The organism is Haloarcula pellucida (assembly GCF_014647235.1).
Lineage (GTDB): Archaea > Halobacteriota > Halobacteria > Halobacteriales > Haloarculaceae > Haloarcula > Haloarcula pellucida.
On record NZ_BMOU01000006.1, the window covers coordinates 41,480 to 54,785 of the forward strand.

Below are 13,306 nucleotides of genomic sequence, written 5' to 3' on the forward strand. Positions count from 1 at the left end.
ATGTCCTCGTTTCGCTCGGCGCTCGTCCTCGCCGTCGTCCTCGCCGTGGTCGCTCCCGTCGGCGTCGGTGCCGCGCAGGGTGACCGGGTGACGCTTACGGTCACCGTCGTCGACCAGAACGGCGACCCACTGAGCGACGTCGACGTCTACGCCACGTGGAACGACGGAGCGGGCGGCCCGGTCAACGAGACGACGCGGGCCAACGGACAGGCGCTCCTCGACGTTCCCGAGGGTGCCGACGTGCGGATTCACGTAGACGACGACAGGTACATCCGCAACTCGCCGTACCTCGTCGCCGACGCGACCGCCCGGTCGGTCGAGGTGCCGGTCTCGAAGAGCGCCAGTGCGACGCTGACGGTGCGTGACACCGAGGGGTCCCCGGTCGAGAACGCACGGGTCCAACTCTATCGGTCGGGCCAGTTCGTCACGGACCAGCGCACGGACGCCGACGGCGTGGTCGAGACGCCCACAGTCGAGGCGGGCGAGTACCGCGTCCTCACGTCGAAAGACGGCTACTTCCGGAACTCCACGCGACTGGCGGTCACCGGTGAGACTGCGGCGACGCTGACGCTCGAAGAGGGGTCGGTGCTTGTCACCGTCACCGTCACCGACGACCACTTCCGGAGTCCCCGACCGCTTCGAAACGCCTCCGTCGCCGTCCCGTCGGTCGGCACCGTCCAGACGCTCTCGGACGGCGAGGCGACCATCAGCGTCCCGGTCAACGGCCAGTACACGCTCGAAGTGACCAAGGAGGGCTACGAAACCAGTCGACGGCAGGTTCGGGTCCGCGAGTCGCCCACGTCGGTCGACGTGGCCATCCGGCGGACGCCCCGGATCGAACTCGCGCCCGCCAACGAACGGGTCGTCGTCGGCGAGACGGTCCGTCTCGAAGCGACCGACGAGTACGGCGACCCCGTGGTGAACGCGACCGTCACGCGGAACGGGGAGACTGTCGGCACGACCGACGACGCAGGCGTCGCGACGGTCCCGGTCGACGCCGCGGGGAACGTGACCTTCACCGCGACGGCGGGCGACCTCTCGGCGACGGCCAGCGTCGAGGGTATCGACCCGGACGCGACGGACACGTCGACCGAGACGGCTACCGAGACGACGACGCCGACGGACACCGAGACGCCGACCGACGGCGGCGGACTGGTCGGCGAGAGCGGGCCCGGATTCACGCCGGTGACGGTCGTCGTCGCACTCGCCTTGCTCGTGGTGCTGGCGCTCCGGCGGCGGTAGCGGGACCCTTTTGGGCGCGAGGCACCCATCCGTGAGCAATGACTGTCCTCGAGGAAGTACACGCTGCCCACGAGGCGACGTTCCGTGAGGTCGGCGGCCGCCGCGTCGTCGACACCTACGGCCGTCCCGAGCGAACCCACCGCGCGGTTCGGAACGTCGTCGGGGTCTGTGAGTTCGGCTACGGCGTCCTCGTCGTCACCGGCGCGGACCGGGTCGAGTACGTCGACAACGCCGTCTCGAACCGCGTCCCCGACGCAGACGGGCAGGGCTGTTACGCGCTCTTACTCGACCCGCAGGGCCGCGTCGAGACGGACATGTACGTCTACAACGCTGGCGAGCGCTTGCTCGTCTTTACCCCGCCACAGGAAGCTACAGCGCTGGCCGAAGAGTGGCAAGAAAAGACGTTCATCCAGGACGTCGACGTCCGGGTCGCGACCGACGACTTCGCCACCTTCGGCGTTCACGGCCCGAAGGCCACCGAGAAGATTGCGAGCGTCCTCCATCAGGCCGCCTCGCCCGAGGCACCCCTCTCGTTCAACCGGGGCGAACTCGGCGACGTGGGCGTCTCGGTCATCCGCACCGACAACCTCGCCGGCGAGGAGAGCTACGACGTGGTGTGTGCGGCCGAGGACGCCGAACCGGTGTTCGATACGCTCGTCAACCGCGGACTGAACGCCGTCCCCTTTGGCTACCGGACGTGGGAGACGCTCACCATGGAGGCCGGGTCGCCGCTGTTCGACACCGAAATCGAGGGGCACGTCCCGAACGAACTCGGTCTGCGCAACGCCTTAGACTTCGATAAAGGGTGTTACGTCGGGCAGGAAGTCGTCTCCCGCATCGAGAACCGTGGCCATCCTCCGTCCCGGCTGGTCGGCCTCGCCGTCGACGAACTGCCCGACGCCGGTGCCGCCGTCTTCGCCGGGGACGAACACGTCGGCGAGGTCACCCGCGCCACCAACAGTCCGATGCGCGAGGCACCCATCGCGATGGCGGCGGTCGACTGGGACCTGCCAGACGCGGCCCTGACGGTCCGCGTCGACGGCGAGGGCGTCGAGGCGACGCGGACCGACCTGCCGTTCGTCGAGGGCTCCGCGGTGTCGGCGCGACTCCCCAGTTACGAGTAGCCCACGTCGTCTTCCGCGAACGCCGGTTCGCTCGGATAGTACTCGACGGTCACCAGCGCCGTGTACGTCGAGAGCGCGGCGAGACACGTCCCGCCGACCTGCGTCACCGCCGTCGGCGGGACTCCGACGGTCTGGAACTGGTGCGGTGCGAGGCTGTGCCAGAGCCCGAGGACCGTCCCCGCGACTGCCGCCGCGAATCGCGGGCGGCCACGCTGGCGACGGTAGCTACGTTGGACCGAGTCGCCGCTTCACTCGATGAGCGGGAGGACGATGCCGAACACGAGCGGCGAGAGCAGGCCCAGCAGGATGCCGAGCGCCACCATGTCGGTCAACAGTACGTTACTCCACGCCGGGAACGGGCCGAGGAGCGTGTGGCCGAGAAGTTCGCCGAGCGCGCCGAACGCGAAGAGGCCGACACCGAGGAAGAAGCCCCGTTTCGCCAACAGTCCGTGGTCCATATCGCGGTACTGTGTCATACTCGCCGGGTCGCTGTGGACCCACTAACCGCTTGCGCTTTGCGGGGAAAGGGTTATAATTCACATCGGCATACGCATCGCTGATGAACGGACTCGCCTCTGAATCGCTGGCTGAACTGCTCGGCCTCCTGCTCTCTGCGCTGGTCGCCGGCCTACTGACCGTCGTCGGCGCCCTCACGGAGAGCGCCGGGCTCTCGAACCTGCTCGCCGGCCAGTCGGTGTTCGGCCTCTGGGAACTGTGGATGGGCGCCGTCTTGCTGTATGCCGGCCTCTACATGCTCGGCTACAAGCGGGTGTGGCTGGGACTTCGGCAGACGGTGGCGGCGAACTGATCACGACCGAGACAGCAGCGCCTTCAGTTGCTCGCGGGAGAACAGCGTCGTCGGCCGGTCCATGTGGACGCCGATTTCGCCTTCGAACGCCTTCAGGCCCGCCTTCTGAACCACTTTCGGTACCGAGTAGCCCGCCCGAACGGCGTGGCCAAGTCGTATCTCCTGTCGCAGGTCGTCGCGCCACGCGCGTTCGTAATCGCCCAGCGTCGCCGGGTCCTCGGGGTCGATTTCGCGGGCCGCGTGGTCCGCGGCGGTCATGCCGTAGAGGATGCCGCCGCCGGTGAACGGTTTCGTCTGGGCGGCGGCGTCGCCGATAAGGAACGACCGCCTGCCCGTGACGCGTTTCGGCGGGCCGATGGGGATGAGGCCCGAACAGCGCCGTGTCACGTTTGCGTCGTAACCGTCCGTAAACGTCTCGAAGCGCTCCCGGGCGTCGTCGCCCGGCGGCACCGCCAGTCCGTACTCGACGCCCGCCTCGCCGCGGGGGATGCGCCACGCGAAGAACTTCGGGACGGTGAGGTGGACGTCGACGAAGTCACCGTGGTCGGCCGTCTCGTCGAACCCGAGGACCCCGTGGAGCAGTTCGTCGGGTTCGGGGAGGCCCAGTTCCCGCCGGACGCGGCTCTTGGGGCCGTCACACCCGGCGACCATCCTCGCGCGGTGGGTCTCGATACCGTCCGGGCCTTTCACCTCGACGGTGACGTGGTCCGCTCGCGGGTCGTGTTCCTCCCCGCTCGCGTTTCCGAGGGTCTCGCGACCCTCGCTAACCCCGACGACGGTGTGTTCCTCGCGGACGTCGGCCCCGGCCTCGCGAGCGAGTTCGGCGAGGTGGCGGTCCAGTCCGACGCGGTCGATGACGTTCGAGATGACCTCGTCCTTGTAGAAGGGGTGGGCGTCGCTGCCCGGCCCGTCGGTGTGGAAACGCGCGCCGGACACCTCGTTCTGGAGCAGTTCGTCGCGGGCGTCGTCGGTGTAGGCCCAGACGTCGGTACTGACGTGGCCCGAACAGGCCAACGGTTCCCCCACCGTCCCCTGTTCGAAGGCGAGGACGTCGTATCCCTGCTCGGCGGCCCGCCGGGCGTAGCGGGCGCCAGCGGGGCCGACACCGACGACGACGACATCGTGCATACGTGTCGCGTCGGCGCCGCGAGACAAGTACTTTCTCGATTCGTGTCGGAAACGGCCGGGACGCTCTCGTCTCGAACAGGCAAACGGCGTGCTGGCTCGTCTCAGTTACCGATCGCGGGCGGCCGTGCGTGGCTGTTTCGTTCCGCGAGCCAGCCGCCGAGTCGCCCGCCCGCCCAGCCCAACAGCACGGAGAGCCCGACGACCAGTCCGAGTATCGCCACCAGAAAGCCGGCCGTCAAGACGCTCGCCGCCGCGATGAACGGCAGCGAACCGCCCAGTGCGGTGGCGGCGCCGAGGACCTCCGCCAGTAGCAAGGCGACCGGCAGAGCGCCGACGAGTCCGGTCCGGACGCCGACGGGGCTACTCTCGAGGCCGTGTCGCTTCGCGAGGTAGCCGGTGGCCACTGCGGCGACGAACACCGACGAGAACGCCATCGATTCGCCGCTGCTCCAGTAACTGGCCACGGTGAACGGAATCGTCGCTAGACCGCCGAGGATGGCGTACGTCCAGCTCACACTCAGTTCGGGGTGGAGGGAACCAATCCGGGTCACAACCAATTATTCTCGACCGACCTACATAAATTCAACCTAGGCGCCACGACTGAGGGCCGGTGGTCGGGTCCTGACGATATTTGTCGCTTCAGCCCGTCTCGATCGGTATGGCAGCGTATCAGCCAGGGGTGTGTAACATCGGCTCGACACAGCGGCGCGCCCGGCGACAGGCCGGTATCGGGTCGTTCGGCGTCGCCGCGGCTATCGTCCTCGCGGTCGTCCTCTCGGTACTCCCGACCAGCACGCTTTGGGCCACCGCGCCGTTCCTCTTTGGCGGGTGGCTCGGCGTCTTACAGGACTACTTCCAATTTTGCGTCGCCTTCGGGGCGCTGGCCCGGTACGACCTCTCGGGGTCCGGCGGGGCCGCCGGGTCGGTCGCCGAACGCGAGGCCGTCGCCGCCGACCGGAAGCGGGCCGCGACAATTCTCGGCATCGCGGCCGTCCTGACCGTCGTCTCGACGGCGCTCGTCGTCGCGTTGGGCTCGTTCCTCTAGACGACGGCGAGGCCGCGTGGCACCTGCTCGTACGCCGCCTCCCACGACCCGACCCGGTCCCACTCCGCACCCTCGACCGACCGGAACAGGCCGTGGTTCGTCACCGCGCATATCGCCCCGTCGGGGTCCGGGGCCAGCACGGCCCGCGCGAGGCCGTCCGGGCCCGGCAGGCCGTCCATCGCCGCCGTCCACCCGTCGCCGGTCCAGCGGTAGACGTAGCTCTCGCCGGTCGTCACGTGGGCCGACCGGGGACCGCGGGCGGCCGAGACGACCACGCAGTCGGGGTCGTCGGGGTGGACCGCCAGCCCCCACACGTAGCGGTGGTCGAGGCCGTCTTGCGGGTACTGCCACGTCTCGCCGCGGTCTTCTGACTGGGCGTAGCCGTCGCCGGCGGCCGTGTACACTCTCGCCGGAGCGTCCGGATGGACCGCCAGCGTGTGATTGTCGCGTCGCCCGCCAGCGGGGTGGTCGACCCACGTCTCGCCGCCGTCTTCGGTCCGGACGAACGCCCCGGCCTCGATGGCGACGTACACCCGGTCGGGGTCGTCCGGGGCGACGGCCAGCCACCGGACGTGGTGGGTGTGGGGCCGCGGCGGGAACGACCACCGTGAGGCGGAACCGAGGTCCGTGAGCCCCCCGCACTCTGTCCACGTCTCGCCGCCGTCCGTCGACCGATAGACGGCGCTCGGTTCGGTGCCGGCCCACACTCCGTCAGGGTCGCGTGGACTGACGGTGACGCTCGTGACGCGGTCCCCCGCGTCCAGCACGCGCTCCCACGTCTCCCCGCCGTCCGTCGTCCGCTGGAGTCCGGCGCCGACCGTCCCGACGAAGGCCCGGTCGGGCGCTCGCTCGTCGGCGGCGACGCATTCGAGCGTGTGGTCGCGCAGGCGCTCGGTCCACTCGCCCGACCCGACGAGCAACCGGTCAGAGAGAGCGGCGTAGCAGGTGTCCATACCACGCCTACGTCGGCGAGGGGCAGAAAGATTGCGCGCTCACCGGCTGACCGACCGGGTCAGCGCGACCACGTACAGCGCGATGAAGCAGGCCCCGAGGAACTGCTTCGACCGGCGGCGCGCTGTCCGGTCGCCGTCCGCACCCGACCAGACCATCAGTACTCGAACCCGTCGGCAGGGACCGTAATACGTGCTGTCCGCTCAGTCGTCGGCGGCGACGGCCTCGGTGCCGATGCGCCGGTCGAGGAAGTCGTCGAGCAGTTCGAACAGCCGAATCTTCTGGTCGATGTCCGAGGAGGCGTGACCCTCCTCGCCGAGTTCCTCGTACTCGTAGTCGCCGCCGACGGCGCTGCCGTCTCCTCGCGGGCTCTCCGGCCCCTCTGTATAGCCGACATCGTCTAAGGCGTCGCGGAACAGGCGGGCCTGCGAGACGGGGACGCGGCGGTCGTTGACGCCGTGGAGCACGAACAGCGGCGCCGAGAGGTTCTCGACGTACTCGACGGGCGAGCGCTCCCGGTAGAGGTCCGGATTGTCCTCGGGTGTCCCGATGTTCTTCTCCATCAGTTCCGTGCGGTAGTGGGGCATCGTGTTCTCGTACTGGTCTTCGAGGTCGGTCAGGCCTATCCACGCCACGCCGGCGTCGTAGAGGTCGGGATACTGGACCAGCTGCCAGTACGCCGAGTAGCCGCCGTAGGACCCGCCGAAGACGGCCACGCGCTCGTCGTCGACCCACTCGCGCGTGTCGAGGACGTGTTCGGCGGCCGTCGCCACGTCGCCCTGTTCGGCCCCGCCCCAGTCGTCGTACAGTCGCTGGACGAACTCGCGGCCGCGGCCGGTCGACCCCCGGTAGTTCACCTGCAACACCGAGAACCCCCGCTGGACGAGGAACTGGGTGTAGAGACCGAAGGACTTCGTGTCCATCGCCCGCGGGCCGCCGTGGGGGTTGACGACGAGCGGCGACGGTCGCTCGCCGGAGTCGTACAGGAGCGCGCCGACGTCGAGCGTCTCGTAGGGGTCGTGTTCGACGGCGGCCTGTCGGGTCTCGGGGACGCCGTCGGACGCGACGGTGAAGAACTCGGCCTCGGCGAAGTCCTCGGGCGAGAACGGACCGTACTCGGCCTCGTGGAGCGTCTCGTACTCGTCGGCCGCGAGGTCGTAGGCCAGCAGATCCGGTCGGTGTGTCGGCGTCGTGTGGATCAGCAGGACTCGGCCGTCGGCGAGCGTCGAGTCGCCGGCGAACGTGGCGACGCCCTCGGGGAGGTCGAGTTCACGACTCTCGCCCGAGTCGACGTCGTAGACGACGGGCATCCTCGCGGCCTCGCGGGTCCGGGTGGCGAGGAACCGTTCCCCGTCGGGCGTGAAGCCGTGTGGCTCCTCCTCGAACTCGCCGCCGAACCACGCAACCTCGTCGGTTTCGAGGTCGTAGACGCCGGCCCGCGTCAGGTCGGCGCTGTTGTCCGAGACCACCAGGCGGTCGCCGTCCGGGCCCCAGTCGACGGGGGCCGCCTCCGCGCCCGTCTCGCCGACGCCGAGGGTCCGGGGGTTCGAGCCGTCGGCGTCGGCCAGATACACGTCCATGTTCTCGAAGTCGTCGGCCTCGTTGGTCGTGTAGGCGACTCGGTCCCCGTCGGGCGAGAGCAGGCCGGTCCAGACCGCCCGCTCGTAGTCGGTCAGCTTCGCCGTCTCGCCGCTCGATAGGTCGTGAGCGTAGAGATTCATCTGCCCGTCGCGTGTCGACCCGACTAACAGCGTCTCGCCGTCCGCGCCGACGTCCTGTACGACGACCTGCCCGTCCATCTCGACGACCGGTTCGACGGTCCCGTCGCGGTCGATGGCGTACACGTCGTTCTGTTCGTCGCCGGCGTCGTCCAGGTGGAAGAACACGCGCTCGCCGTCGGCGCTCCACTCGACGTGCCAGCGGGCGTTCCGGGGCACCTCGCCGTCGCTCCACTGTTCGGACTCGCCGCTGTCTGGGTCGAGGACGTGCAGTTCGTTGCGGCCGGTGCCGTCGTAGTAGAGGGCGACGGACTCGCCGTCGGGGGACGCAGTCGGATGTGCCAGTGTGGGCAGACTGGCCAGTGCTTCGAGTGTCTCCGAACTGTCAGGGTCAGACATTCAGCCCGACACAGGACCGGTCCGCATGTAGAAGTTCTGCCCGGATACGGCAGGACCGGTCCGGGCCCTGTCGTCAGTCGTCGTCGGCCTTCGCCGCGGCGTCGTCGCCCTCGACGGGGTCGCGGTCGGCGCGCGGCCCTTCCAGTTCGACGTCGGGGAGGAGGTCACGCAGGTACTGGCCGGTGAACGACGCTTCGGTCCGCGCGACTGCCTCGGGGGTGCCCTCGGCGACGAGTTCGCCGCCGTTCTCCCCGCCTTCGGGGCCGAGGTCGACGATGTGGTCGGCGTTCTTCACGAGGTCCAGTTCGTGCTCGATGACGACCACGGTGTTGCCGTCGTCGGTCAGGCGGTGGAGGACGTCGATGAGCTTCCGTTCGTCCTCGGGGTGGAGCCCAGTCGTGGGTTCGTCCAGCAGGTACAGCGTCTCGCCGGAGTCTTTCTTGCCCAGTTCCTCGGCGAGTTTGACCCGTTGGGCCTCCCCGCCCGAGAGCGTGGTCGAGGGTTGTCCCAGCGTCATGTAGTCCAGTCCCACGTCCTTCAGGAGCTGGAGGCGACGGCGGATGCCGGGGTGGCTCTCGAAGAAGTCGTAGGCCTCCTCGACGCTCATCTCCAGTACGTCGGCGATGGTCGCGTCCTTGTAGGTCACGTCCAGCGTCTCGTCGTTGTAGCGGGCGCCGCCGCACTCCTCGCAGGGCACCTCCACGTCCGAGAGGAAGTTCATGTCGATGGTGACGGTCCCCTGCCCGCCACAGGCCTCACACCGACCGCCCTTGACGTTGAACGAGAACCGCCCCTTCTCGTAGCCGCGCTGTTTGGCGAGGTTGGTCTCGGCGAACAGTTCGCGGATGTGGTCGAAGACGTTCGTGTAGGTCGCGGGGTTCGACCGCGGCGTGCGGCCGATGGGCGACTGGTCGATGAGCCGCACCGTCTCGATGGCGTCGATGCCTTCGATGGCGTCGTGTTCGCCGGGGTTGACGTCGGTGTCGTTCATCCGGCGGACCAGCCCCTTATACAGCACGTCGTGCATCAGCGTCGACTTGCCGGACCCGGAGACGCCGGTGATGGCTGTGAACGTCCCCAGCGGGAACTGTACGTCGAGGTCCGCGAGGTTGTGCTGGCGCGCGCCCGTCACGGTGAGGTGGCCGTCGCCCTCGCGGCGTTCGTCGGGCACCGGAATCACCCGGTCGCCGGCCAGATAATCGCCGGTGACGGACGCCTCGGTGGTCATCAGTTCCTCCTGCGGGCCGTTGACGACGACCTCGCCGCCGCGCTTGCCCGGCCCCGGCCCCATGTCGATTATCTGGTCGGCCCGGCGCATCGTCTCGGTGTCGTGTTCGACGACGAGCAGGGTGTTGCCCAGATCGCGCAGCTCTTCCAGCGTGTTCAGCAGGCGGTCGTTGTCCCGCTGGTGGAGGCCGATAGAGGGTTCGTCCAAGACGTACAGCACACCCACCAGACCGGAGCCGATCTGCGTGGCGAGGCGGATGCGCTGACTCTCGCCGCCCGAAAGAGTGGACGCCTCGCGGTCCAGCGTCAGATATTCGAGGCCGACCTCCTGCATGAAGCCCAGACGGGCGCGGATCTCCTTGAGAATCTCCTCGGCGATTTTCGTGTCCCGGGCCGAGAGGTTCGCCTCCAGTCCCTCGAAGTGCGCTAAGGCGTCCCCGATGGACATCCTGTTTACCTCGGTGATGGCGGTGCCGTCCACGAGGACGGCCCGCGATTCGGCCTTCAGGCGGGTCCCCTCACAGGCGGGACACGTCGTCGTCGCCATGAACTCCTCGATGTGCTCGCGGGCGCGGTCGGAGTCCGTCTCGACGTGGCGGCGTTCGAGGTTGGGGATGACACCCTCGAAGCGTTCGGTCTTCTCCCGCGTGCCGTTCTTCGTGCGCCACTGGAAGTGGACGACGTCGTCGGTCCCGTAGAGGAACTGCCGCCGAATCGCCTCGTCGAGCTCCTCGAACGGGGTGTCCAGCGAGACGCCGAAGTGGTCGGCGACGTTGTCGAGTTGCCGGGAGTAGTACGTGCGGTCGTAGCTCCACGGCTCGAAGACGTGCTTGAGCGGCTTCGAGGCGTCCCGAATCACGAGGTCTTCGCTGACCTCCTTCGTCTCGCCCAGCCCCTCACACTCGGGACAGGCGCCGTGGGGCGAGTTGAAGGAGAACGAGCGGGTCTCGACCTCCGAGATGTCGATGCCACAGTGCGTGCAGGCGAGATCTTCCGAGAGTTCGACGACGAGGCGGTCCTCGGTTGCTTCCTCGTCCGCTTCGGCGTCGGCAAGGTCACCGGTCGCGCGAGCGGTCGACCCGCCCAGTGCGTCGGCCGCGCCCTCGGGCGGGTCCGGGAGGACGACCTTCAGCGTCCCGTCGGCTTCGGTCAGGGCCGTCTCGACGGAGTCGTTGATGCGCGAGCGAGCGTCCGCGGAGACCTTCACGCGGTCGACCACCACGTCGACGGTGTGGTCGTAGTTCTCGTCGAGTTCGGGCCGGTCGAGGGTGAGGTCGTACTCCTCGCCGTCGACTTCGACCCGCGAGTAGCCGTCACTCACGAGGTCGTCGAACAGGTCCTCGAAGGCCCCCTTCTGGTCGCGGACGACCGGGGCACACAGTTTCGCACGGGTCCCCTCGGGGAGTTCGAGGATGCGCGAGACCATGTTCTGGGCGGACTGCTCGCCCACCTCGCGGCCACACTCCGGGCAGTGTGGCACGCCGACGCGGGCGTACAGCAGCCGGAGATAGTCGTGGAGTTCCGTGACCGTCCCCACCGTCGACCGGGGGTTGTTGGCGGCGTTCTTCTGGTCGATGGAGATGGCCGGTGAGAGGCCTTCGACGTTCTCGACCTGTGGCTTGTCCATCTGCCCGAGGAAGTTGCGGGCGTAGGCCGACAGCGACTCGATGTAGCGCCGCTGGCCCTCGGCGTACACCGTCTCGAAGGCGAGCGACGACTTCCCCGACCCCGATAGCCCCGTGACGACGGTGAGTTCCTCGCGGGGAATCTCCACGTCGACGTCCTTGAGGTTGTGTTCCTCTGCACCCCTGACCTCGATGACGTCCTTGCTCATCTATGGGTTCCCCAGGGACGGGACTCGTGAAACCCTGTCGGTTGCTCGCGAACCCCCTGTCCGTCTGAGAGGAACCACCACGAAAAGTTTCAAGTTGTGGCTGTATAATTCAAGCACATGAGTACGACCGGCAAGTACGACATACAGGGAATCGCACTCACAGACGACACGTACACCGTCGAGCAGAGCCTCGTCCGGAACAAGTACAAGGCGATGGACGCCGCCGGCAACGTCGTCCTGCGGGGCAAGCAGCAGATGTTCAAACTCAAAGAGAAGTTCCCGTTCGTGGACGCCGACGACAACGAGGTGTTCGAGGTCAACGCCGGCGGCATCATCGACGTGGCCGGCAACTACGTCCTGACCGACTCCCAGACGGGCGAGGACGTCGTCGTCCTCGACAACGACTACTCCATCCTGCAGGACACGTGGAAGGTTCGCGACGCCCAGACCGAGGAGAAACTCGCCGAGATAAACTCCCGTGGCGCGATGGTGACGCTGGCCCGGAACGTCCTTCCCTTCGGTCACTGGATCCCCCACAAGTACGAGATCACCGACCAGAACGGCGACCACGTCGGCAACATCGACGGGCAGTTCTCGCTGAAGGACCGCTACGAGATAACCATCGACGACGCCAGTTCCGTCCCGAAAGAACCCATCATCGCCGCGGCGATGGTCATCGACGCGATTCAGGGCAACTGAGTCGGTTCGAATCCCGTTTCTGGGCCTCTCGTATGTGTGTGACGAGGTGTTGTTTTCATCTTCTGGTAGCGGGAATACGATGCTCAGTAGGTGTGCTTACGTATCGTTTCGGATGGCCGCTACTATCCTGCCACCGACGAGACCGTAGACAAGTCCGAAGAGACCGAGGTAGAATCCTATATACAAGGCCCACAACTCACCCATCATATCCGTGCTCAATATCGTGAATCCTCCATAAAGTACGAGAACGATTGCGAATAGCTCAAGCAGGAGGGCTTTTTGCACCGACATTCGATTCGGTTTGTCCGTTCGACACCAATAAACTCACGAAATTTGGTTTAACTGTACTGACCAGTGTGGTTTGAACAACTACCGTCGGGCGCTCAGCCTACAACCGCTCTGGCACCAGTCCGCCGTCGACTTCGACGTTCTCCCCGGAGATGTAGTCCGAGTCCTCGTCGAGGAAGAACAGCAACGCTTGCTGCATGTCCTCGAAGGAGGCCGGTCGCCCGCGCGGCAGGTCCTCGGGGAACTCCTCGGAGTTCTCGACGGTGTAGGGGGAGACGGCGTTGACCGTGATGCCGTCGTCTTGGGTCTCGGCGGCGAGCATCCGCGTGAACATGATGACGCCGGCCTTCGCGACGTAGTACGGGAAGTTCACCGGGTCGACGTACGTTCGCTCGGCGGTGGCGTAGCCGACGTTGACGATGCGGCCCCACGACCCCTCGCGCATCGCCGGGAGGGCACGCTTCGAACAGAGACAGGTGGCGTCGAAGTTCGTCGTCATTACCGTCCGCCACGTCTCGTAGTCGATGTCCTCCCAGTACGAGGGGGCGAACGCCCCGACGTTGTTGACCAGCACGTCGACGTGCCCGAGGTCGGCCGCCACGCGCTCGAAGATGGCGTCGACGGCGTCGGGGTCGGTCACGTCGCCCTGTACCGTCGTCGCCGTCGCGCCCCGTTCGCGGGCCGCCTCGGCCACCTCGGCGGCGGCGTCGGCGCTCGTGTTGTAGTGGACGGCCACGTCAGCGCCGTGGTCGGCGATAGCGAGCAGGAGTTCGCGGCCGACGCCCTTCGCGCTCCCGGTCACGAGTGCGGTGCGGCCGTCGAGGTCCGGTGTGAGCATACCAT

13 protein-coding genes are annotated in these 13,306 nt (G+C 67.5%); 5 read left to right on the forward strand and 8 right to left on the reverse strand.

The annotated features are described in order from the left end of the window. Together IEY28_RS16875 and ygfZ are read left to right on the forward strand one after the other, a co-directional pair. Complete coding sequence (locus IEY28_RS16875) at positions 1 to 1,242, forward strand: carboxypeptidase regulatory-like domain-containing protein (RefSeq protein ID WP_189000623.1); 1,242 nt, start codon at positions 1 to 3, stop codon at positions 1,240 to 1,242. Between the two features lie 38 nt (positions 1,243 to 1,280). After that, positions 1,281 to 2,366, forward strand: a complete 1,086-nt coding sequence (gene ygfZ, locus IEY28_RS16880; RefSeq protein ID WP_189000626.1) for a CAF17-like 4Fe-4S cluster assembly/insertion protein YgfZ — start codon at positions 1,281 to 1,283, stop codon at positions 2,364 to 2,366. Positions 2,367 to 2,614: 248 nt separating this feature from the next. Here ygfZ and IEY28_RS16885 read toward each other — a convergent pair whose 3' ends face one another. Beyond that, positions 2,615 to 2,842, reverse strand: a complete 228-nt coding sequence (locus IEY28_RS16885; RefSeq protein ID WP_189000628.1) for a DUF7860 family protein — start codon at positions 2,840 to 2,842, stop codon at positions 2,615 to 2,617. Between the two features lie 83 nt (positions 2,843 to 2,925). On the opposite strand from IEY28_RS16885, the gene IEY28_RS16890 reads away from it, so the two are divergent. Beyond that, on the forward strand, positions 2,926 to 3,174 hold the full coding sequence (locus IEY28_RS16890) for a DUF8151 family protein (RefSeq protein ID WP_189000631.1): 249 nt from the start codon (positions 2,926 to 2,928) through the stop codon (positions 3,172 to 3,174). On the opposite strand, the gene IEY28_RS16895 is transcribed toward IEY28_RS16890, so the two are convergent. Beyond that, complete coding sequence (locus IEY28_RS16895; RefSeq protein WP_189000634.1) at positions 3,175 to 4,302, reverse strand: geranylgeranyl reductase family protein; 1,128 nt, start codon at positions 4,300 to 4,302, stop codon at positions 3,175 to 3,177. It abuts the gene before it with no gap. 101 nt (positions 4,303 to 4,403) lie between these two features. Continuing rightward, positions 4,404 to 4,853 carry a DUF5518 domain-containing protein gene (locus IEY28_RS16900; RefSeq protein ID WP_189000637.1) on the reverse strand — a complete coding sequence of 150 codons (450 nt, stop codon included), beginning with the start codon at positions 4,851 to 4,853 and terminating at the stop codon, positions 4,404 to 4,406. A 107-nt stretch (positions 4,854 to 4,960) separates the two neighbouring features. On the opposite strand from IEY28_RS16900, the gene IEY28_RS16905 reads away from it, so the two are divergent. Continuing rightward, positions 4,961 to 5,347, forward strand: coding sequence for a hypothetical protein (locus tag IEY28_RS16905; RefSeq protein WP_189000640.1), 387 nt, complete (start codon positions 4,961 to 4,963; stop codon positions 5,345 to 5,347). Here the strand turns inward: IEY28_RS16905 and IEY28_RS16910 are convergent. The 3 genes from IEY28_RS16910 to uvrA form a co-directional block, all read right to left on the reverse strand. Continuing rightward, positions 5,344 to 6,300, reverse strand: coding sequence for a WD40/YVTN/BNR-like repeat-containing protein (locus IEY28_RS16910; RefSeq protein WP_189000643.1), 957 nt, complete (start codon positions 6,298 to 6,300; stop codon positions 5,344 to 5,346). The genes IEY28_RS16905 and IEY28_RS16910 overlap by 4 nt on opposite strands. Positions 6,301 to 6,501: 201 nt before the next feature. Next, positions 6,502 to 8,415 carry a S9 family peptidase gene (locus IEY28_RS16915; protein ID WP_189000645.1) on the reverse strand — a complete coding sequence of 638 codons (1,914 nt, stop codon included), beginning with the start codon at positions 8,413 to 8,415 and terminating at the stop codon, positions 6,502 to 6,504. Positions 8,416 to 8,488: 73 nt separating this feature from the next. After that, positions 8,489 to 11,476, reverse strand: a complete 2,988-nt coding sequence (gene uvrA, locus IEY28_RS16920; protein WP_189000647.1) for an excinuclease ABC subunit UvrA — start codon at positions 11,474 to 11,476, stop codon at positions 8,489 to 8,491. Between the two features lie 117 nt (positions 11,477 to 11,593). Between uvrA and IEY28_RS16925 the strand changes: the two genes are divergently transcribed. Then, positions 11,594 to 12,175: an LURP-one-related/scramblase family protein gene (locus IEY28_RS16925; RefSeq protein ID WP_189000648.1), complete on the forward strand. Its 582-nt coding sequence runs from the start codon at positions 11,594 to 11,596 to the stop codon at positions 12,173 to 12,175. A 96-nt stretch (positions 12,176 to 12,271) separates the two neighbouring features. Here IEY28_RS16925 and IEY28_RS16930 read toward each other — a convergent pair whose 3' ends face one another. Beyond that, positions 12,272 to 12,466 (reverse strand): hypothetical protein, encoded by a 195-nt coding sequence (locus IEY28_RS16930; protein WP_189000650.1) that lies wholly within the window; start codon positions 12,464 to 12,466, stop codon positions 12,272 to 12,274. Between the two features lie 97 nt (positions 12,467 to 12,563). Next, on the reverse strand, positions 12,564 to 13,301 hold the full coding sequence (locus IEY28_RS16935; RefSeq protein ID WP_189000652.1) for an SDR family NAD(P)-dependent oxidoreductase: 738 nt from the start codon (positions 13,299 to 13,301) through the stop codon (positions 12,564 to 12,566). Positions 13,302 to 13,306 lie beyond the last annotated feature (5 nt).

Coding starts and splice junctions, on each gene's coding strand:
- IEY28_RS16910 (WP_189000643.1), bottom strand. CDS start 6,300: ATGGACACCTGCTACGCCGCTCTCTCTGACCGGTTGCTCGTCGGGTCG.
- IEY28_RS16905 (WP_189000640.1), top strand. CDS start 4,961: ATGGCAGCGTATCAGCCAGGGGTGTGTAACATCGGCTCGACACAGCGG.
- IEY28_RS16875 (WP_189000623.1), top strand. CDS start 1: ATGTCCTCGTTTCGCTCGGCGCTCGTCCTCGCCGTCGTCCTCGCCGTG.
- IEY28_RS16915 (WP_189000645.1), bottom strand. CDS start 8,415: ATGTCTGACCCTGACAGTTCGGAGACACTCGAAGCACTGGCCAGTCTG.
- IEY28_RS16925 (WP_189000648.1), top strand. CDS start 11,594: ATGAGTACGACCGGCAAGTACGACATACAGGGAATCGCACTCACAGAC.
- IEY28_RS16930 (WP_189000650.1), bottom strand. CDS start 12,466: ATGTCGGTGCAAAAAGCCCTCCTGCTTGAGCTATTCGCAATCGTTCTC.
- ygfZ (WP_189000626.1), top strand. CDS start 1,281: ATGACTGTCCTCGAGGAAGTACACGCTGCCCACGAGGCGACGTTCCGT.
- IEY28_RS16935 (WP_189000652.1), bottom strand. CDS start 13,301: ATGCTCACACCGGACCTCGACGGCCGCACCGCACTCGTGACCGGGAGC.
- IEY28_RS16890 (WP_189000631.1), top strand. CDS start 2,926: ATGAACGGACTCGCCTCTGAATCGCTGGCTGAACTGCTCGGCCTCCTG.
- IEY28_RS16895 (WP_189000634.1), bottom strand. CDS start 4,302: ATGCACGATGTCGTCGTCGTCGGTGTCGGCCCCGCTGGCGCCCGCTAC.
- IEY28_RS16885 (WP_189000628.1), bottom strand. CDS start 2,842: ATGACACAGTACCGCGATATGGACCACGGACTGTTGGCGAAACGGGGC.
- uvrA (WP_189000647.1), bottom strand. CDS start 11,476: ATGAGCAAGGACGTCATCGAGGTCAGGGGTGCAGAGGAACACAACCTC.